Source organism: Stutzerimonas stutzeri, assembly GCF_002890915.1.
Classification (GTDB): Bacteria; Pseudomonadota; Gammaproteobacteria; order Pseudomonadales; family Pseudomonadaceae; genus Stutzerimonas; species Stutzerimonas stutzeri_AF.
In genome coordinates, this window is the sequence record NZ_POUT01000001.1 from 483,696 (window position 1) to 501,432 (window position 17,737).

17 protein-coding genes are annotated in these 17,737 nt (G+C 69.6%); 4 read left to right on the forward strand and 13 right to left on the reverse strand.

Features of this window, described 5'->3' with window-relative positions; all coding sequences use genetic code 11:
* Positions 1 to 15: 15 nt before the first annotated feature.
* Positions 16 to 963: a methyltransferase gene (locus CXK94_RS02295; RefSeq protein WP_102893128.1), complete on the forward strand. Its 948-nt coding sequence runs from the start codon at positions 16 to 18 to the stop codon at positions 961 to 963.
* Positions 964 to 1,076: 113 nt separating this feature from the next.
* Here CXK94_RS02295 and CXK94_RS02300 read toward each other — a convergent pair whose 3' ends face one another.
* The 4 genes from CXK94_RS02300 to CXK94_RS02315 all read right to left on the reverse strand — a co-directional run bounded on the left by CXK94_RS02300 (position 1,077) and on the right by CXK94_RS02315 (position 5,041).
* Positions 1,077 to 2,009: an AEC family transporter gene (locus CXK94_RS02300; RefSeq protein WP_102893129.1), complete on the reverse strand. Its 933-nt coding sequence runs from the start codon at positions 2,007 to 2,009 to the stop codon at positions 1,077 to 1,079.
* Between the two features lie 121 nt (positions 2,010 to 2,130).
* Positions 2,131 to 2,649, reverse strand: coding sequence for a transcriptional regulator (locus tag CXK94_RS02305; RefSeq protein ID WP_102893130.1), 519 nt, complete (start codon positions 2,647 to 2,649; stop codon positions 2,131 to 2,133).
* A 33-nt stretch (positions 2,650 to 2,682) separates the two neighbouring features.
* A complete protein-coding gene (locus CXK94_RS02310) occupies positions 2,683 to 3,855 on the reverse strand; it encodes a zinc-dependent alcohol dehydrogenase (RefSeq protein ID WP_102893131.1) in 1,173 nt (390 codons plus the stop codon).
* A 328-nt stretch (positions 3,856 to 4,183) separates the two neighbouring features.
* On the reverse strand, positions 4,184 to 5,041 hold the full coding sequence (locus CXK94_RS02315) for an NAD-dependent epimerase/dehydratase family protein (protein ID WP_102893132.1): 858 nt from the start codon (positions 5,039 to 5,041) through the stop codon (positions 4,184 to 4,186).
* A 140-nt stretch (positions 5,042 to 5,181) separates the two neighbouring features.
* Here CXK94_RS02315 and CXK94_RS02320 point away from each other — a divergent pair, with 140 nt between their 5' ends.
* The 3 genes from CXK94_RS02320 (at position 5,182) to CXK94_RS02330 (ending at position 9,658) form a co-directional block, all read left to right on the forward strand.
* Positions 5,182 to 6,102, forward strand: a complete 921-nt coding sequence (locus CXK94_RS02320) for a hydrogen peroxide-inducible genes activator (protein WP_102893133.1) — start codon at positions 5,182 to 5,184, stop codon at positions 6,100 to 6,102.
* A gap of 4 nt (positions 6,103 to 6,106) precedes the next feature.
* Positions 6,107 to 8,179 (forward strand): ATP-dependent DNA helicase RecG, encoded by a 2,073-nt coding sequence (gene recG / locus CXK94_RS02325; protein WP_102893134.1) that lies wholly within the window; start codon positions 6,107 to 6,109, stop codon positions 8,177 to 8,179.
* Positions 8,180 to 8,254: 75 nt separating this feature from the next.
* Positions 8,255 to 9,658: an aminoacyl-tRNA deacylase and HDOD domain-containing protein gene (locus CXK94_RS02330; protein ID WP_037044657.1), complete on the forward strand. Its 1,404-nt coding sequence runs from the start codon at positions 8,255 to 8,257 to the stop codon at positions 9,656 to 9,658.
* 180 nt (positions 9,659 to 9,838) lie between these two features.
* Here CXK94_RS02330 and CXK94_RS02335 read toward each other — a convergent pair whose 3' ends face one another.
* From CXK94_RS02335 to gspE, 9 genes are all read right to left on the reverse strand, one after another.
* The gene (locus CXK94_RS02335; RefSeq protein ID WP_102893135.1) at positions 9,839 to 10,351 is read right to left on the reverse strand and encodes a type II secretion system protein M; all 513 of its coding nucleotides are present in this window, start codon (positions 10,349 to 10,351) and stop codon (positions 9,839 to 9,841) included.
* Positions 10,352 to 10,353: 2 nt separating this feature from the next.
* The gene (gene gspL, locus CXK94_RS02340; RefSeq protein ID WP_102893136.1) at positions 10,354 to 11,484 is read right to left on the reverse strand and encodes a type II secretion system protein GspL; all 1,131 of its coding nucleotides are present in this window, start codon (positions 11,482 to 11,484) and stop codon (positions 10,354 to 10,356) included.
* Between the two features lie 2 nt (positions 11,485 to 11,486).
* A complete protein-coding gene (gspK, locus tag CXK94_RS02345; RefSeq protein WP_102893137.1) occupies positions 11,487 to 12,455 on the reverse strand; it encodes a type II secretion system minor pseudopilin GspK in 969 nt (322 codons plus the stop codon).
* On the reverse strand, positions 12,452 to 13,165 hold the full coding sequence (gene gspJ / locus CXK94_RS02350; protein WP_102893138.1) for a type II secretion system minor pseudopilin GspJ: 714 nt from the start codon (positions 13,163 to 13,165) through the stop codon (positions 12,452 to 12,454). The genes gspK and gspJ overlap by 4 nt, the downstream gene beginning before the upstream one ends.
* Entirely contained in the window at positions 13,165 to 13,566 is a 402-nt protein-coding gene (gspI, locus tag CXK94_RS02355; protein ID WP_102893139.1) for a type II secretion system minor pseudopilin GspI, read from the reverse strand. Before gspI ends, gspJ begins: the two co-directional genes overlap by 1 nt.
* Positions 13,563 to 14,132 (reverse strand): type II secretion system minor pseudopilin GspH, encoded by a 570-nt coding sequence (gspH, locus tag CXK94_RS02360; RefSeq protein ID WP_102893140.1) that lies wholly within the window; start codon positions 14,130 to 14,132, stop codon positions 13,563 to 13,565. Before gspH ends, gspI begins: the two co-directional genes overlap by 4 nt.
* 3 nt (positions 14,133 to 14,135) lie before the next feature.
* Positions 14,136 to 14,576, reverse strand: a complete 441-nt coding sequence (gene gspG / locus CXK94_RS02365) for a type II secretion system major pseudopilin GspG (RefSeq protein WP_102893141.1) — start codon at positions 14,574 to 14,576, stop codon at positions 14,136 to 14,138.
* 5 nt (positions 14,577 to 14,581) lie between these two features.
* Positions 14,582 to 15,796: a GspF family T2SS innner membrane protein variant XcpS gene (gene xcpS / locus CXK94_RS02370; protein WP_102893142.1), complete on the reverse strand. Its 1,215-nt coding sequence runs from the start codon at positions 15,794 to 15,796 to the stop codon at positions 14,582 to 14,584.
* A gap of 276 nt (positions 15,797 to 16,072) precedes the next feature.
* On the reverse strand, positions 16,073 to 17,587 hold the full coding sequence (gspE, locus tag CXK94_RS02375; RefSeq protein WP_102893143.1) for a type II secretion system ATPase GspE: 1,515 nt from the start codon (positions 17,585 to 17,587) through the stop codon (positions 16,073 to 16,075).
* Positions 17,588 to 17,737: the final 150 nt, after the last annotated feature.

Here is a 17,737-nt window from a genome sequence, read left to right on the forward strand (position 1 = left end):
CCAAGGACCCCACGAATGACCCAGGAAACCGCGCAGGACCGCGCACTGCTGCATCTGGCGCAAGCCATACGCGATCGCGGCTATCACTTCATCACACCCACCCCGCTGACCCACGAGCGGGTCAACCAGCGCCCGGAGAACGCCCTCGCCGAAGACCTGCCCGGCGTATTCGGCTGGAGCCGGCCGTTCCAGCACGAACTGCTGCCGCCGCCGCTGTTCAGCCTGATGGACCAGGCCCAGGTGCTCGAACCCTGCGGCACGCGCTGGCGCAGCAGGGTGCGCCTGTCGAGCCTGGACGGCCAGCTGTTCCTGCACTCGGCGTTCCCCACCGAGGCGCCGGATGCGGTGTTCTTCGGCCCGGACACCTACCGCTTCGCCAGCGCCATCCAGTGTCATCTGAACCGCCATACCGGCGAGCTGCGCCGCGCGGTGGATATCGGCTGCGGCTCCGGCGCGGGAGCGATCCTCACGGCGCTGGCGCGGCCGCAGGCCGAAGTGCTGGCGCTGGACATCAACCCCGAAGCGCTGCGCCTGGCGCGGATCAACGCGGCGCTGGCCGGTGCCGACAACCTGCGCACCGCGCACAGCGACCTGCTCGGCGCGATCGACGGCGACTTCGACCTGATCCTGGCCAACCCGCCCTATCTGGTCGACCCCGACCAGCGCGCCTATCGCCACGGCGGCGGGCCGCTGGGCGCCGGCCTGTCGCTGGCGATCCTCGACGGTGCGCTCGAACGCCTGGCGCCCGGCGGCACGCTGCTGCTGTATACCGGCGTGGCCATGCTCGACAACCAGGACCCGTTCCTGGCCGAGGTGCAGCAGCGCCTGGAAGGCAGTGCCTTCGGCTGGACCTATCGCGAAGTCGACCCGGACGTGTTCGGCGAGGAGCTGCTCGGCGGCGCCTACGTCAAATGCGACCGCATCGCCGCCGTGGTATTGGAAGTGACGCGACCGACGAGCTGACCGTTACCGCGTGGAAAACGCTTCGCGGTTTTCCACGGGGTGGCCATCCACCCTACGGCAGGTCCGGCGTAGGGTGGATAACGCCGAAGGCTTATCCACGCGTACCAGGACCTTTATGTGGGTAACAGATAGAGACAGACCGACAACGTGATCAGCGAACCGAGCGTCGAGTACAGCACCACCCGCGACACCCGCGAGCCCTCGCGGCCGTAGAACTCGGCGAGCATGTACGGCCCGGTGCCGGTCGGCAGCGCGCTGAGCAGCAGCGCGGAATAGGCCCAGAGGGTCGGCAGCTCGAACACCTCGAAGGCCAGGTACCAGGTGATCAGCGGCTGTACCAGCAGCTTCAGCCCCACCAGCGGCCACACGCCCTGCACCCGACCGGCCGGCTGCGGCTGGGCGAGGAACAGCCCCAGCGAGACCAGCGCGCAGGGTGCCGCCGCCGCGCCGAGCAGCTTGAGCAGCGTCGCCAGCGGCACCGGCAGGCTCGCGCCGCTGGCCGCCCAGACCCCACCGAGCAGCGGCGCCACCACCAGCGGGTTGCGCAGCAGGGCGCCGCTGACCTTGCCCAGCGTGCGGGCGCAGCCCTGACCGGCGTGCAGGCCGGTCTCGACGCAAGCCAGGGCGATGGCGAAGAGCACGCAGACCACCACGATCGATGCCACCATCGCCGGCTGCAGCGCCTCATCACCGAGCACCAGCATGCACAACGGAATGCCGATATAGCCGGTATTGGCGTAGGACGCGCCGAGCGCGTCGAGGCTGGCGTCGACCAGCGGTTGCTTCTGCAGTAGCCGATAGCCGAGGGTGAAGCCGAACACGCCGAGGCAGCCGACGGAGAAGGCGGCAATGAAGCCCGGCTGCCACAGCTGTGCCCAGGTCGAGGTCGCGACCACGTTGAACAGCAGCGCCGGCAGCCCCAGCCAGACGACGAAGCGGTTCAGTTCGGAGGCGCCGGTCGGCCCCATGCGACCCGTGCGGCGGCACAGGTAACCGAGAAGAATCAGGGCGAAGACGGGCAGGACGACGTTGACGACCGAGGACATGGGCTCTCATCTGCAAGGCATGATCGTCGCTGAGCCCGATGGAGGGGCGAACGACCGGAACGGCCGGCCACCTTAGCAAAAATTCCCGCCATTCGAGAGCCAGGCCATGCCCCGCAAGCACTCAATGCAATGGCTGCGGATAGCCGTTGGGCTCGGCGCGGGCGGCGGCGAACTCGGTTTCTACGCGACCGCGCATGGCCTGCGCCGCCGCGGGAAAGCCGCTGCGATCGCCATAGTCCCATTCGGTGGTCGGTATCCGCTCGGCATCCAGGGCCTTGGCACACCCCAGATCCAGCAGGGTGACACCGGCTACCGCGCCCGCGGCGATGGCCGCATTGGCCGGTGCCTGGCCGTGCTCGATGCTCCAGCCGAGGCCGGCCAGATCCAGCGCATCGCCGCCGATGCGGCCATAGACCCAGGGCCGGGGCTCGTCCGCCAACAGCAGGCCGACGCCGGTGACGATCTCGCGCAGGCCGCAGGCGCGCACGGCGCCCTCGCTGCCCGGCATGCCGATGAACCGCGCGACCTGCTGCGGCGCCAATAATTGCGCCAGCCCCAGGCCGACGCTGAACCAGCCGAGCCCGCGCGCCAGTGCACGGGCCGGATGGTTGGGATGGGTGACTTGACGTGGGATGCTCATGGAATCTCCTCGCTCGGCGCAGGCCGGCCGATATCAGGGCTTGAGCACGACCTTGATGCAACCGTCGTGCTTGTCGCGAAAGGTCTTGTACATCGCCGGGCCCTGCTCCAGACCGACGCTGTGGGTGATGACGAAACTGGGATCGATCTGGCCTTCCTGGATGCGCCTGAGCAGGTCGTCGGTCCAGCGGTTGACGTGGGTCTGGCCCATGCGGAAGGTCAGCCCCTTGTTCATCGCCGCGCCGAACGGAATCTTGTCGATCAGCCCGCCATAGACGCCCGGAATCGAGATGATCCCGGCCGGGCGGCAGACGTAGATCATCTCGCGCAGCACGTGCGGACGGTCGGTCTCCAGCATCAGCGCCTGCTTGGCGCGGTCGTACAGCGAATCGAGCGAACGCGCCGCGTGCGCCTCCATGCCCACCGAGTCGATGCATTTTTCCGGACCGCGGCCCTGGGTCAGCTCGGCGAGGCGCTCGACCACGCTCTCGTCGTCGAAATCGATGGTCACGGCGCCGCTGGCGCGGGCCATGGACAGCCTTTCGGGCACGTTGTCGATGCAGATCACCTGCTCGGCGCCCATCATCACCGCGCTGCGCACGGCGAACTGGCCGACCGGACCTGCGCCCCAGACCGCCACGGTGTCGGTGGGCTGGATGTCGCACTGCGCCGCGGCCTGCCAGCCGGTGGGCAGGATGTCGCCGAGGAACAACACCTGCTCGTCGCTCAGTCCCTCGGGAATCACCACCGGGCCGACGTCGGCATAGGGCACGCGGACGTATTCGGCCTGGCCACCGGGGTAGCCGCCGGTGAGATGGGTGTAGCCGTAGAGCCCGGCGGTGGTGTGGCCGAAGACCTTGTCGGCGATGTCCCGGTTGCGGTTGCTGCGCTCGCATACCGAGAAATTGCCGCGCCGGCACTGGTCGCATTCGCCGCAGACGATGGTGAACGGCACCACCACGCGGTCGCCGACCCTGAGCTTGTTGTTCGCCGAACCGACCTCCATCACCTCGCCCATGAACTCGTGGCCCATGATGTCGCCGTGCTGCATGCCGGGCATGAAGCCGTCGTACAGGTGCAAGTCGGAGCCGCAGATGGCGCACGAACTGACCTTGACGATGGCGTCGCGCGGGTCCTCGATGCGTGGGTCGGGAACGTGGTCGTCGCAGCGGATATCGTGCTTGCCGTGCCAGCGGAGCGCTCTCATGGGATATCTCCTGGTCGGGTGTCCGGAAACGCCGCCCCGGTACTTCTCCCTTACGGCTTCGCTGTCGCTCCTCCATAGGGCGTGCGCTGTCAGATTTTTAGTAAGCAGCGCCCGCGCAGAGTTGCCCGGCGGCCGACGGACTGCATATCCGCAGGAGGCGCCTGCGCGCCTTCGACGCCGCGCTGTCGCGCAGCAAACAGGGTGCAGTCCGAGAAGCACACCGCGCTGGGGCGAAAGAACAATCCGCGTTCATGCCCGGCAGATCGCGACCCGGTAAAGCGCCAGCAAGGACGCGGTGTGTCCCCCAGACTGCCGTGAGAGCAGGCGCTCAGCGATCCCGCCCGACCGCGGCATAGCCGTCGCGATAGCTGGGATACTTCGGCACCCAGCCCAGCGCCCGCGCCCGCGCGTTGCTGCAGCGCTTGCTGCCGGCCCGGCGGGTCACCGCTTGCTCGGCCCAGTGGCTCACGCCCAACCGCTCACGCAGCCAGTCGACCACCTCGTGCAGCGGCGCCGGGTCGTCGTCGACGCCGAGGTAGCAGTCGGCCAGCGCCTCGCCGCGGGCATCGGCCTGCAGCAGGAAGGCCAGCAGGCCGGCGGCATCGTCGCGGTGGATGCGGTTGCTGTACTGCGGCGGCTCGCGATCGACGCGCAGGCCGGCGCGTACCTGGTTCTGCAGCCAGGGCCGGGTCGGATCGTAGAGGCCGCCCATGCGTACCCGCGTCGCCGGCATGCCGCAGCCCAGCGCCAGGCGCTCGGCCTCGAGCATCACCTGGCCGGTGAAACCGCCGGGTTCGGTGGGAGCATTCTCGTCGAGCCATTCGCCGGCGCACTGGGCGTAGACGCCAGTGCTGGAGACGAACAGCAGGCGCCGCGGCCGCTGCCCATGCTGCTGCAACCAGCCGAGCACGTTGCGCAGCCCTTCGACATAGGCCTGGCGATAGCCCGCCTCGTCGTGCTGCGTGGCGGCCGCGGCATAGACCAGGTAATCCAGCGCACCGTTGGGCCAGGTGCGCGGGCAGATCGGGTCGGCCAGATCGCCATCCACCGGCAGGATCGGCACCGGCAGGTCCGCCGCCTGCCGCCGCAGCCCGTAGACCGTCCAACCGGCGCAGCTCAGCTGCAGGCCGAGGCGGCTGCCGACATCGCCACAACCGGCGATCAACACGGACAGGTGTCTGCGCATTTTCACGTTCCATCCCTAAATTGCGCCCGCCTGCGCGGGCTCCCTGGAGCCGAGTGTAGCGACTTTCGGCGCATGCCTGGCCGCTTGGTTCTGCGCTGCGCAAAAGGCTATGCTTGCCGGTATCTTGATGGATGCTGACTATGACCCTGACCGAACTGCGCTACATCGTCACCCTTGCCCAGGAACAGCATTTCGGCCGCGCCGCCGAACGCTGCCACGTCAGCCAGCCGACCCTCTCGGTCGGCGTGAAGAAGCTCGAGGACGAGCTCGGTGTACTGATCTTCGAGCGCACCAAGAGCGCCGTGCGCCTGACGCCGGTGGGCGAGGGCATCGTCACCCAGGCGCAGAAGGTGCTGGAGCAGGCGCAGAGCATCCGCGAGCTGGCCCAGGTCGGCAAGAACCAGCTGGCCGCGCCGCTGAAGGTCGGCGCCATCTACACCGTCGGGCCCTACATGTTCCCGCACCTGATCCCGCAGCTGCACCGCGTAGCGCCGGACATGCCGCTGTACATCGAAGAGAACTTCACCCACATCCTGCGCGACAAGCTGCGCACCGGCGAGCTGGACGCGATCATCATCGCGCTGCCGTTCCAGGAAGCCGACGTGCTGACCAAGCCGCTCTACGACGAGCCGTTCTACGTGCTGATGCCGGCCGAGCATCCCTGGACCGCGAAGAAGACCATCGACGCCGAGATGCTCAACGACAAGAGCCTGCTGCTGCTCGGCGAAGGCCACTGCTTCCGCGACCAGGTGCTCGAAGCCTGCCCGACCACCCGCAAGGGCGAGGCGCCGAGCCACACCACGGTCGAGTCCAGCTCGCTGGAAACCATCCGCCACATGGTCGCCTCGGGCCTGGGCGTGTCGATCCTGCCGCTGTCGGCAGTGGAGAGCCATCACTACGCCCCGGGGGTGCTGGAAATCCGCCCGATGACCCCGCCGGTGCCGTTCCGCACCGTGGCCATCGCCTGGCGTGCCAGCTTCCCGCGGCCCAAGGCCATCGAGGTGCTGGCCGACTCCGTCCGCCTGTGCTCGGTGGGCAAGCCGCCATCGGTCAGCGCCTGAGGCCATGAGCGAGCTGGCGAGCATTCCGGTCACCGCACTCAAGGGCGTCGGTGCGGCCCTGGCCGAAAAGCTCGCCAGGGTCGGCCTGGAAACCCTGCAGGACGTGCTGTTCCATCTGCCGCTGCGCTATCAGGACCGCACCCGCGTGGTGCCCATCGGTGCGCTGCGCCCCGGCCAGGACGCGGTCATCGAGGGCGTGGTGGTCGGCGCCGACGTGGTCATGGGCCGCCGGCGCAGCCTGCTGGTACGCCTGCAGGACGGCAGCGGCACACTCAGCCTGCGCTTCTACCATTTCAGCCAGGCGCAGAAGGACGCCCTCAAGCGCGGCACCCAGCTGCGCTGCTACGGCGAGGCGCGCCCCGGCGCCTCGGGGCTGGAGATCTACCATCCGGAATACCGCGCGCTGAGCGGCGAACCACCGCCGGTGGAGCAGACCCTGACGCCGATCTACCCGACCACCGAGGGCCTGACCCAGCAGCGCCTGCGCAGCCTCAGCCAGCAGGCACTGAGCCGCCTCGGCCCGCACAGCCTGCCGGACTGGCTGCCCGCCGAACTGGCCCGCGACTATCGGCTCGGGCCGCTGGACCAGGCGATCCGCTACCTGCACCGACCGCCGGCCGACGCCGACCTGGAAGAACTCGCCGAGGGCCGCCACTGGGCGCAGCACCGCCTGGCCTTCGAGGAGCTGCTGACCCACCAGCTGTCGCTGCAGCGCCTGCGCGAGCAGGTGCGCGCCCAGCAGGCACCGCAGTTGCCGCCGGCGCGGCAGTTGCCGCAGCGCTTTCTCGCCAACCTCGGCTTCGCCCCCACCGGCGCGCAGCAGCGGGTCGGCGCCGAGATCGCCTACGACCTGGCCCAGGACGAGCCGATGCTGCGCCTGGTGCAGGGCGACGTCGGCGCCGGCAAGACGGTGGTCGCCGCGCTCGCCGCGCTGCAGGCGCTGGAGGCCGGTTACCAGGTGGCGCTGATGGCGCCCACCGAGATCCTTGCCGAGCAGCACTTCCTCAACTTCGGCAAGTGGCTCGAACCGCTCGGCATCGAGGTCGCCTGGCTGGCCGGCAAGCTCAAGGGCAAGGCCCGCGCCGCGGCGCTGGAACGCATCGCCGGCGGCTGCCCGATGGTGGTCGGCACCCATGCGCTGTTCCAGGACGAGGTGCAATTTCGCAACCTCGCCCTGGTGATCATCGACGAGCAGCACCGCTTCGGCGTGCAGCAGCGCCTGGCCCTGCGCCAGAAAGGCATCGACGGCCGGCTCTGCCCGCACCAGCTGATCATGACCGCCACGCCGATCCCGCGCACCCTGGCGATGAGCGCCTATGCCGACCTCGACACCTCGATCCTCGACGAACTGCCGCCCGGGCGCACCCCGGTGAACACCCTGGTGATCGCCGACAGCCGCCGCCTGGAAGTCATCGAGCGGGTGCGCATCGCCTGCAACGAGGGACGCCAGGCCTACTGGGTGTGCACGCTGATCGAGGAATCCGAGGAGCTCACCTGCCAGGCCGCCGAGACCACCTTCGACGACCTTTCGGCGGCGCTGGCCGGCCTGCGCGTCGGCCTGATCCACGGACGCATGAAACCGGCCGAGAAGGCCGAGGTGATGGAGCGCTTCAAGCGCGGCGAACTGCAGCTGCTGGTCGCCACCACGGTGATCGAGGTGGGTGTCGACGTGCCCAACGCCAGCCTGATGATCATCGAGAACCCCGAACGCCTGGGCCTGGCCCAACTGCACCAGCTGCGCGGGCGGGTCGGCCGCGGCAGCACGGCCAGCCATTGCGTGCTGCTCTACCATGCGCCGCTGTCGCAGCTGGGCCGTGAGCGCCTGGCGATCATGCGCGAGACCTGCGACGGCTTCCTGATCGCCGAGAAGGATCTGGAACTGCGCGGCCCCGGCGAAATGCTCGGCACCCGCCAGACCGGCCTGCTGCAGTTCAAGGTCGCCGATCTGATGCGCGATGCCGATCTCTTGCCGGCAGTACGCGACGCGGCACAGCAACTGCTGGCACACTGGCCGCAGCACGTCAGCCCGCTGCTCGAACGCTGGCTGCGCCATGGCCAGGAGTATGGCCAGGTATGACAACCACTCGTCGCCGGAAGCCCCAGGCTTGAGGCCTTGGCTATACTCCGGCAGGTCACCACGACGGACCCGCTCATGAATTCTGCTGTCGACACCGAGAGCTGCTCCGAACTGCCGCTCCTGATCACCAAACTGTTGAAAGACCTCGGCGTGAGCTACCAGATCCAGCGCAACCGCCCCGGTTTTCCGGTCGCCCAGCGCGTGCAGGCGGTGCTGCTGGACGACAGCATCGGCGCGATGCTGGTGCTGTTTCCCCAGGACCACCTGCTCGACCTCGCCCGCCTCACCGAACTGACCGGCCGCACGCTGGCGGCGGTCAAGCCGGAGCGCCTGGCGCGCATGCTCGGCAATCACGCCCTGAGCGTTCTGCCGGGCCTGCCCGCGGTGACCAGCTCGCCCTGCCTGTACGAAGAGCGCCTGCTGGAGCAGCCACGGCTGCTGCTCGAATCCGGCCAGCCGGGCCTGCTGGTGGAAGTCGCCAGCGGCGACTTCAAGCGCATGCTGAGCAAGGCCAGCGCCGGCCAGTTCGCCGTGCCGCTGAGCGGCATCCGGCCGAACCTGGACCGCCCGGACGACGACCGTGCGGAAATCAGCCAGGCGGTGCAGAGCTTCACCGCGCGGCGCATCCAGCAGCGCCTGGAAGAGACCATCGAGATCCCGCCGCTGTCGCATACCGCGCAGAAGATCATCAAGCTGCGGGTCAACCCCGATGCCACCGTGGACGACATCACCGGCGTGGTGGAAACCGACCCGGCGCTGGCCGCCCAGGTGATCAGCTGGGCCGCCTCGCCCTACTACGCCGCGCCGGGGCGCATCCGCTCGGTGGAGGACGCCATCGTCCGCGTGCTGGGCTTCGACCTGGTGATCAACCTCGCCCTCGGCCTGGCCCTGGGCAAGACCCTGAGCCTGCCCAAGGACAAGCCGCAGGACGCCACACCCTACTGGCAGCAGGCGATCTACACCGCCGCGGTGATCGAAGGCCTGACCCGCGCGATTCCCCGCGAACGGCGCCCCGAGCCGGGCCTGAGCTACCTGGCCGGACTGCTGCACAGCTTCGGCTACCTGGTCCTGGCGCACGTCTTTCCGCCGCATTTCTCGCTGCTCTGCCGGCACCTGGAAGCCAACCCGCACCTGGGCCACAGCCATATCGAGCAGCACCTGCTGGGCATCACCCGCGAACAGATCGGCGCCTGGCTGATGCGCTTGTGGGGCATGCCCGAGGAGCTCGCCGCCGCCCTGCGCTTCCAGAGCGACCCGAACTACGATGGCGAGGACTTCGCCTACCCGAATCTGGTCTGCCTGGCGGTACGCCTGCTGCACAACCGCGGCATCGGCAGCGGGCCGGGCTGCGAGATTCCCCAACAGCTGTTCGAGCGCCTCGGCATCAGCCGCGAGAAGGCCGACGAAGCGGTGACCAAGGTGCTGGCCGCCGAAGCCGCCCTGCGCGCGCTGGCGCTGCAGTTCAATACGCCGCACTGACGGCGTTTCGCCGGACCAGTGCGCACACCGGAGTCCTGTAGGAGCGGGCTTGCCCGCGAAGCTTTTACAGTGTCCGCTGCGCGGGCATGAACTCGGCGTCCCCGCCCGTCCTACGCTGCCGCACGCAGCGCGTTGCCACGAGACGCTTGTGCAAGGTGCGCTCCGCGCCCCCAACGCCCACTAGATCCCCGCGCGAAAACTCACCCGGGCATTCACCAGCCCCTCGCCGGCGCGCTCCAGGCTGGCCTCGGCGATGCTCACGCCCTGGCCCTGCAGCTCGTCGAACCAGCGCAGCAGCAGTGCGTAGGACGCGCCGGGCAGGCTGACCTGCAGGCTGCCGTCGCTGCCGTTGTCGAAGCTTTCGATCAGCAGGTTGCCCTGCTGCGCACTCTGCGTGACCACGCCCTGCAGCTGCTCCGGCACCAGCTCGACGCGATTGCTGCGCGCCATCTGCCGCGCCAGTTCGGTGTTCTGCACCAGATGGGCATGGAGCTCGCGCTGCTGCTGGTAGTAGAGCCGGGCCTCGGCCGCCTGGCGCTGCGCCGGCAGCCACAGGCCGAGAGAGAACGACACCGCGACGAGAAAGACGCCGAGCAGGCTCAGCGCCAGGCGCTCGCGCGGCGCCAGGCGTTGCCAGCGCTGCCATAGCGGCGAGTCGGCGAGGCGCACGGCCAGTTGTTGCTTGAGATTCATCGTCAGCCTCCGATCACTACCCGGGCACTCACGCCGTCGCCTTCGCGGCTGGCCGAGCCCAGCTGCACGCTCTGCCCGGTTTCGCCCAGACGCCGGCGCAGCGTTTCCAGGGTGGCGAAGTCCATCGCCCGTACCTGCAGGGCGAGGTCGCCGCGATCCTGGTTGTAGTCGAGCTGATCGACGTTCACCGGGATGCCGTCCTCCAGCGCGCCGGCGGTATGTTCGAGCAGACGCAGCAGGCCGGCCTGGCCGCCGCTGCGCTGGGCCAGGTGATCGTCGAACTGGGCGCGCAGGTTGACGATGCGCAGGTCCTCGGGAAACAGCTCGCGATACAGCGCCAGGCTGGCCTCGGCATAGGCGTCGCCCTGACGCTGGAAATACCAGGCCTGGCCGAGGTTGAAGCCCAGCTGCAGCAGCAGGATCAGCCCGGCGACGGCGAACAGCGGCTTCCAGTAGCCGAGGCCGGTGTTGCCGACCGCCACGGCGAAGTCGCCCTGGGCCAGGTTGACCGCGGCGGCGCGATGGCCGGCGAGGAAGGCGTAGGGCTCGTCCAGTTGCCGGTAATCCTCCAGCGGCACCGGCGGCTCGGCCTCGCTGCCCTGGGCATGCCAGGGTGGCGGGCAGTGCCCGGCCAGCGCCGGCCAGTCGCGGCTGGCGAACACCAGCCGGGTTTCCCCGGCGCCGCCGAGCAGGCCGCGCTCGCCGAGGAACAGCAGCTGGGTCGCCTTGCGCGGCAGCAGGTCGGCATCGACGTGGATGGCGACGACCGGCAACCCCAGCTCGCGCAACTGCGCCAGCCAGTCGCCCAGCCGCTGGCGGCCGATGGCGACGACCCGCTGGCGACCGTCCGCCAGCACCTCGCCGAGCGCCAGGTGCAGCTCGTCGACGTTCTCGGCCAGCAGTTCCTCGGCGGCATAGGCCAGCGCCTGCTGCATCCAGCGCGCCTTGCGGGTCGGCAGGTTGACCGCGAAGAAGCTGCAGACCTCGGCCGGCAGCACCAGGCTGATCGCGCCGGCAGCACTGCACTCGCCCAGCGCCTGCCAGCGTCCGGGTTCGTCCTTGGGCAACCAGTAGACGCGGGTCTCGGCAATGAGCCGGGCCGGGCAGTCGGCGGGCAGGAAAAGGCAATCCATGGTCAGGGTCGGCTCCCGTTCGGTGAGGCCAGCCGGGCAGGCTGGCCGAGATTGCGCGCCAGCACGCGGACGCTGCCGTCCTGCTCGCGCTGCAGCAGGCTGACCAGCGCCAGCCGGCGATCGCCCAGGCGCACTTCGCTGGTGGCCTGGAAGAATTGACTGCCAACCGCCAGCGCAGTGCCTTGCAGCGTAGTACCGGCCATGGCCGGCTGCGCGAGGAAGGCCGCGCTGTTGCGAAACGGCGCGCGGTGGCGCAGCGCGACCAGCGACTCGGCAGCGCCCAGGCTGAGGTTGTCGCCCAGGCTCGACAGCAGCAGGGCGCTGGCCGTGTTGACGTTCAGCGGCACGTCCGCCGGCAGCGCGGTGACATAAGGCGCCAGGCGCTGGAAATCCTCCTCGCGCATGTCCAGCAGCAACCGCAGCTCGGACAGGTCGTACAGCCGGCGCCCGGCGCTGCGATAGGGCGGGTCGAGGCCGAGGTAGGCATTATCCTCGGCGCCCAGCTCGTCGCCCGGCTGCTGGTCGGCGTCGAGCCAGTCCAGCAGGCGCTCCGGATAGGGCGCATCGATCTGCAGGCGCAGCAGCAGGCGGCGAAACTGCTCGACGGCCGCGGGGTTGGGCTGCTGGTCGCGCAGCAGGGAATTGAGGTTGAAGCGCCCGGCCAGGTCTTCGATGCGCACGATGATCTCGCCCTGGTCGATCTCGAAGGCTGGCAGCGGTCGCGCCCAGGCTTCCTGCAGATGGTCGATGCCGCCACCCGGTTCGCCGCCGTCCTGCAGGTCGCGGGCGAGCATGGCCTGGGCCAGCGCCTCGCCGCCGAGGGCGTAGTGCCAGGCCTGGCGCGCCTGCAGCTGGTTGGCGCTGGCGCGGATCGCCAGCTGCTGGCGCGCCACCATCGCCGCGCTGACCACGGTGACGATGGCCACCACCAGCAGCACGGTGATCAGCGCCACCCCGCGCTGGCGACTCATTGCGGCAGCTCCCCTTCGAACGGCTCGGGCACGCCCTCGGCACCGGGCAGCGCCTGCCGGGCGTCCTGCGGCGCCGGATCGGGCAGGCGCAGCAGGCGTGTGATACGGCCGTAGCGCGGGTGTTCCAGGCTCAGCTCCAGCGCGGCGGGCAGCCGCTCGGCCGCCTCCGCCTGGCCGCCGCGAGCGAAATCGAACGGCGGCCATTCCTCGTGCCACACGGCGTCCTCGTCCAGGTAGCGCAGTTGCAGGCCCTGCACGTTCTCCAGTACCCGCTGCACCCGCGGCTCGCTGTCGACGTCGCGGTCCAGCACCACCCAGTAGACCCGTTCGAGATTGCTCCCGGCCAGCCGCCAGCGCACTCGCTGCAGGTTGGCGCGGCGCAGGCCGGTGGGGTTGCGCCAGCCGGCGCGGGTCAGCTCCAGCAGCGGTGCGCCATCCTCGCCGCCCAACTGGCCGATGAAGGCGTTGCGTTCGTCGCCGAAGCCGTCGCGGATCGGCCGGCCGATGACCTGTTGCAGGTCGCGCTCGAACGCCCACAGCGCCCGGCTCAGCTCGCGCAGCTGCAGCTCCTGGGCGCGCACCGCCTCGTCGCTGCGCAGCACCGCTTCGAGCATGCGGTAGGTGCCCAGGCCGAGCAGGGCGAACAGGGCGATGGCGATCAGCAGTTCGAGCAGGGTGAAGCCGGCGGCGGCGCGCATGCGTAAGGCCATCAGCGCACCCCGACGAAGCCGCTGAGCTGGATGACCGCGCGCTCCTGCAGCGGCACGTTGCGCCCGCGCGGCGCCGGCAGCGCGACCCGGACGGTGACGCGCAGCAGGGCGGGGTCGGCGCTGGCCGCGATCTCGCTGAGCACCTGCCACTGGCGGCCGGCATAGTCGAGTTCCAGCGTTTCGCGGCCGACCGCCGGGGTAACCTGCTGCAGCTGCAGTTCGCTGATGCGGTTGTCGGCGATCCAGCCGGCCAGGGTCAGTTCCTCCAGCCGCGCGGCATTGCTCAGGCTGCGTCCGGCGGCGGTGAGCACCACCGCCGCCACGGTGGCGAAGATCGCCAGCGCCACCAGCACTTCGAGCAGGGTGAAGCCGCGGTCGGCCCTGGCCATAGGTGCTTTCATCGCCGCTCTCCGAGCGGCTCGGCCTCGGGCAGGCGGAAGCCGTCGCTGGCGATCAGCCAGACGCTGCCGCCCGGCTTGCGTTCGGACAGGCGCAGGCTGAACGGCGACAGCTCGCCACTGGAAAGGATCAGCAGTTGCGGCTCCAGCCGCGGCCCCCTGCGCTTCGCCCGTGCGTCGTCGTCGGACAGCCCGGCGCGGTCGTCCGCGCGCTTCGGCGGCGCCAGCAGCACCAGTGGCGTACCGTCCAGTGCCAGCTCCAGGCGCATCCACGCCGGCAGCTCGCGCGCCTCGCGCCGCTCGCTCTCCCGCCAGCGCGCCGCAGCCTCGTCGTAGCGCAGCACGCGATAGCCTTGGCTGTCGACCAGCAGGCCGTATTCGTGGCTGTCGAGCACCGCCTCATCGCTGAGCACGCCGATCAGCGCGGCGAGGCGCCGGGCTTCGTCACGTAGTTCGCGCGAAGTGCTGGAGCCGCCGACGCTGAGCACCGCCACGCTGACCAGGATGCCCAGCAGGACGATGACCACCAGCAGCTCGATGAGGGTGAAGGCGCGGGCGCGGCGCCGCATCGGTCAGAGGTCCCAGTTGCCGATGTCCGCGTTCAACTCGCTGCCGCCGGGCTTGCCGTCGGCGCCGAAGGAATACAGGTCGAACTGGCCCTGGGTGCCCGGCGACAGGTACTGGTAGTCGTTGCCCCAGGGGTCCTGGGGCAGGCGCTTGAGGTAGCCGTCGCGGTTCCAGTTCTTCGGCTGCGGGGTGCCGGAGGGCTTCTTGACCAGCGCATCCAGCCCCTGCTGGGTGCTCGGATAGGCGAAATTGTCCAGCTTGTACATGTCCAGCGCGGCGGCGATGGCCTTGATGTCGCCCTTGGCCACGGTGACCTTGGCCTGCTCCGGGCGGCTCATCACCTGCGGCACCACCAGCGCGGCGAGGATGCCGAGGATGACCACCACCACCATGATCTCGATAAGGGTGAAGCCGCCCTGGGTGCGGCGTTGCAGTCTTGTTGTCATGGTCGTTAACCCACCAGTTGATTGAGAGAGAGGATCGGCATCAGGATCGCCAGCACGATGACCAGCACCACCGCCCCCATGAACACCAGCATGAACGGTTCGAACAGGCCGACCAGCAGAGACACCTGGGCGGCGAGGTCGTTCTCCTGGTTGCGCGCAGTACGCGCCAGCATCTGATCCAGTTCACCGGACTTCTCCCCGCTGGCGATCATGTGCAGCATCATCGGCGGGAATTCGCCGGTGGCCTCCAGCGCACGGGTCAGGCTGCTGCCCTCGCGCACCTTCTGCGCGGCCTCGACCACTCGCTCGCGGATGCGTCGGTTGGCGATCACCGCGGCGGCGATGGACAGTGCCTCCACCAGCGGCACGCCGCTCTTGGTGAGGATCGCCAGGGTCGAGGCGAAGCGCGCGGTGTTGGTCGCCCGGCTCAGCCGGCCGATCAGCGGCAGGCGCAGGATGAAGGCATGCCAGCGCAGGCGCAGCGTCTCGTCGCGCAGCGCTGCGCGCATCGCCAGTGCGGCACCGATGCCGCCGAGCAGGATCAGCCAGCCCCAGTCCTTGACCAGGTCGCTGCTGGCGATCAGCCCGCGGGTCAGCACCGGCAGCTCCTGGCCGGTGTTGACGAATACCTTGACCACGTCGGGCACCACGTAGCCGAGCAGCAGCACGACGATGGCCAGCGAGGCGACCAGCAGGATCACCGGATAGAGCAGCGCCAGCTGGATCTTCTGCCGCGACTGCTGGCGCTGGTCGGTGTAGTCGGCGAGCTGGTCGAGCACCAGCCCGAGATGGCCGGCGTGCTCGCCGGCCGCCACGGTAGCGCGGTACAGCTCGGGAAACGCCGACGGATACTCGCGCAGCGCCGCCGCCAGGCTGTGGCCCTCCATCACCCGTGCGCGCACCGCCAGCAGCATCGACTTGATCTTCGCCGAGGTGGATTGGGCCGCCGCGGCGCGCAGGGCTTCCTCGATGGGCAGCGCGGCCTGCACCAGGGTCGCCAGCTGCCGGGTGACCAGCGCCAGGTCGCGCGCCGAGAGGCCACGGCCGAAGCCGAAACCGCCGTGGCCGGCATCCTCCTTGGACTTGGCCTGCTTCACCTCCAGCGGCGCCCATTGCCGGTCGCGCAGCAGCTGGCGCGCCTGGCGCGGGCTGTCGGCCTCGATCAGGCCCTTCTGCTGGCGCCCGCGCGGATCGAGGGCGATGTATTCGAAGGCGGCCATCAGGCACGCTCCCCACCACGGGATGGACGTCTCGTGGCCCGATCGCGGCCAACGCCGCTCCTACAGGGTCCGTGCCGTCGTAGGGCGGGTTGCAACCCGCCGATACGGAGCCGGCATCCCGCATAGCCGGCGGGTTGCACCCGCCCTACGCGCTCGCCGGCGCGATGAATGGTCGGGGTAGCCGGTAGGTTGGGTTGAGCCGCTTGCGGCGAAGCCCAACAGTGCCGAGGAGAGGCAGGCGCGAGCGCATCGTGCCAGGCCCCGCCGCCGCGCAGTTCATTCCTCACGGGTCACCCGCAGCACTTCCTCGATGGTGGTCACGCCCTCGCGGACCTTGCGCAGGCCGTCGTCGCGGATGCTCGGGCCGAGCAGGCGGGCATGGCGCAGCATGTCCTGCTCGCTGGCGCGGGTGTGGACCATGCTGCGCAGGGCGTCGTCGAAGATCACCAGTTCGTAGATGCCGGTGCGCCCGCGATAGCCGAGGCCGCGACACTGCTCGCAGCCTTCGGCGTGGTACAGCGTCGGCGCCTCGGCCGGGCTGACGCCGAACAACGCGCATTCGGCGGCGTCGGCGACGTAGGCCCGCTTGCAGTCGTGGCACAGCACCCGCACCAGGCGCTGGGCCAGCACGCCGAGCAGCGACGAGGAGATCAGGAACGGCTCGACGCCCATGTCCACCAGTCGCGTGACCGCGCCGATGGCGCTGTTGGTGTGCAGGGTAGAGAGCACCAGGTGGCCGGTCAGCGAGGCCTGCACCGCCATGTCGGCGGTCTCCTGATCGCGGATCTCGCCGACCATCACCACGTCCGGGTCCTGGCGCAGGATGGCGCGCAGGCCGCGGGCGAAGGTCATGTCGACCTTGGTGTTGACCTGGGTCTGGCCGATGCCTTCGAGGTGATACTCGATGGGGTCCTCGACGGTGAGGATGTTGCGCGTGCGGTCGTTGAGGGTGGTCAGCGCGGCATAGAGCGTGGTGGTCTTGCCCGAGCCGGTGGGGCCGGTGACCAGGATGATGCCGTGGGGCTTCTTCACCGCCTGCTCCAGCTGCCGCCGGTCGTGCTCGCTCATGCCCAGGTGGCGCAGGGTCAGGCGCCCGGCCTGCTTGTCGAGCAGGCGCAGCACCACGCGCTCGCCGTTGGCCGAAGGCAGGGTGGAGACGCGGATGTCCACCTCGCGCCCGCCGACCCGCAGCGAGATGCGGCCATCCTGCGGGACGCGCTTCTCGGCGATGTCCAGCCGCGCCATGACCTTGATCCGCGACACCAAGAGCGCCGCCAGCTCGCGCTTGGGCTGCACCACCTCGCGGAGGATGCCGTCGACGCGGAAGCGGATCACCAGGCGCTTCTCGAAGGTCTCGATATGGATGTCCGAGGCGTTCTCGGCGATCGCTTCGCCGAGGATGGCGTTGATCAGGCGGATGATCGGCGCGTCGTCCTCCTGCTCCAGCAGATCCTCGGTCTCCTGGATCTGCTCGGCGAGGCTGGCCAGGTCCAGCTCGTTGCCCAGCCCCTCGACCATCAGCATCGCCGCCGACGAGTCGTGCTGGTAGGCCGCGCCGAGCGCCTGGTCGAACTCGTCCGGGGGCAGCCACTGCAACGGCAGCGACGTGCCGGCGAGGCGCTGGGCTTCCTGCAGTGCGGTCAGTGCCGCGCCCTCGCGCAGGGCCAGGCGCAACTCGCCGCCGCGCTCCAGCAGGATCACGCCGTGGCGGCGGGCGAAGGCGAACGGCAGGCGACGCTGGGCCGGCGGCTCCAGCAGCGCGGTCATCTCGTTCACGTCAAGCTCGGGCATGGTGCAGCTCCAGCGGGCGATGCGCAGCGACCCGACGCCACCACGCTCGAAACACTCCGGACAGGCATATCCAACCCAGTTGGACTACAAGGATTGAATGACATTTCAACGGTTGCGCTTTTCTGCGCAAGCGCACGGCCACCCGGCACC

Bases quoted from the DNA above. Each gene is read 5' to 3' on its own strand.
- CXK94_RS02295 (WP_102893128.1), top strand. From the start codon at position 16: ATGACCCAGGAAACCGCGCAGGACCGCGCACTGCTGCATCTGGCGCAA.
- CXK94_RS02300 (WP_102893129.1), bottom strand. From the start codon at position 2,009: ATGTCCTCGGTCGTCAACGTCGTCCTGCCCGTCTTCGCCCTGATTCTT.
- CXK94_RS02305 (WP_102893130.1), bottom strand. From the start codon at position 2,649: ATGAGCATCCCACGTCAAGTCACCCATCCCAACCATCCGGCCCGTGCA.
- CXK94_RS02310 (WP_102893131.1), bottom strand. From the start codon at position 3,855: ATGAGAGCGCTCCGCTGGCACGGCAAGCACGATATCCGCTGCGACGAC.
- CXK94_RS02315 (WP_102893132.1), bottom strand. From the start codon at position 5,041: ATGCGCAGACACCTGTCCGTGTTGATCGCCGGTTGTGGCGATGTCGGC.
- CXK94_RS02320 (WP_102893133.1), top strand. From the start codon at position 5,182: ATGACCCTGACCGAACTGCGCTACATCGTCACCCTTGCCCAGGAACAG.
- recG (WP_102893134.1), top strand. From the start codon at position 6,107: ATGAGCGAGCTGGCGAGCATTCCGGTCACCGCACTCAAGGGCGTCGGT.
- CXK94_RS02330 (WP_037044657.1), top strand. From the start codon at position 8,255: ATGAATTCTGCTGTCGACACCGAGAGCTGCTCCGAACTGCCGCTCCTG.
- CXK94_RS02335 (WP_102893135.1), bottom strand. From the start codon at position 10,351: ATGAATCTCAAGCAACAACTGGCCGTGCGCCTCGCCGACTCGCCGCTA.
- gspL (WP_102893136.1), bottom strand. From the start codon at position 11,484: ATGGATTGCCTTTTCCTGCCCGCCGACTGCCCGGCCCGGCTCATTGCC.
- gspK (WP_102893137.1), bottom strand. From the start codon at position 12,455: ATGAGTCGCCAGCGCGGGGTGGCGCTGATCACCGTGCTGCTGGTGGTG.
- gspJ (WP_102893138.1), bottom strand. From the start codon at position 13,165: ATGGCCTTACGCATGCGCGCCGCCGCCGGCTTCACCCTGCTCGAACTG.
- gspI (WP_102893139.1), bottom strand. From the start codon at position 13,566: ATGAAAGCACCTATGGCCAGGGCCGACCGCGGCTTCACCCTGCTCGAA.
- gspH (WP_102893140.1), bottom strand. From the start codon at position 14,132: ATGCGGCGCCGCGCCCGCGCCTTCACCCTCATCGAGCTGCTGGTGGTC.
- gspG (WP_102893141.1), bottom strand. From the start codon at position 14,576: ATGACAACAAGACTGCAACGCCGCACCCAGGGCGGCTTCACCCTTATC.
- xcpS (WP_102893142.1), bottom strand. From the start codon at position 15,796: ATGGCCGCCTTCGAATACATCGCCCTCGATCCGCGCGGGCGCCAGCAG.
- gspE (WP_102893143.1), bottom strand. From the start codon at position 17,587: ATGCCCGAGCTTGACGTGAACGAGATGACCGCGCTGCTGGAGCCGCCG.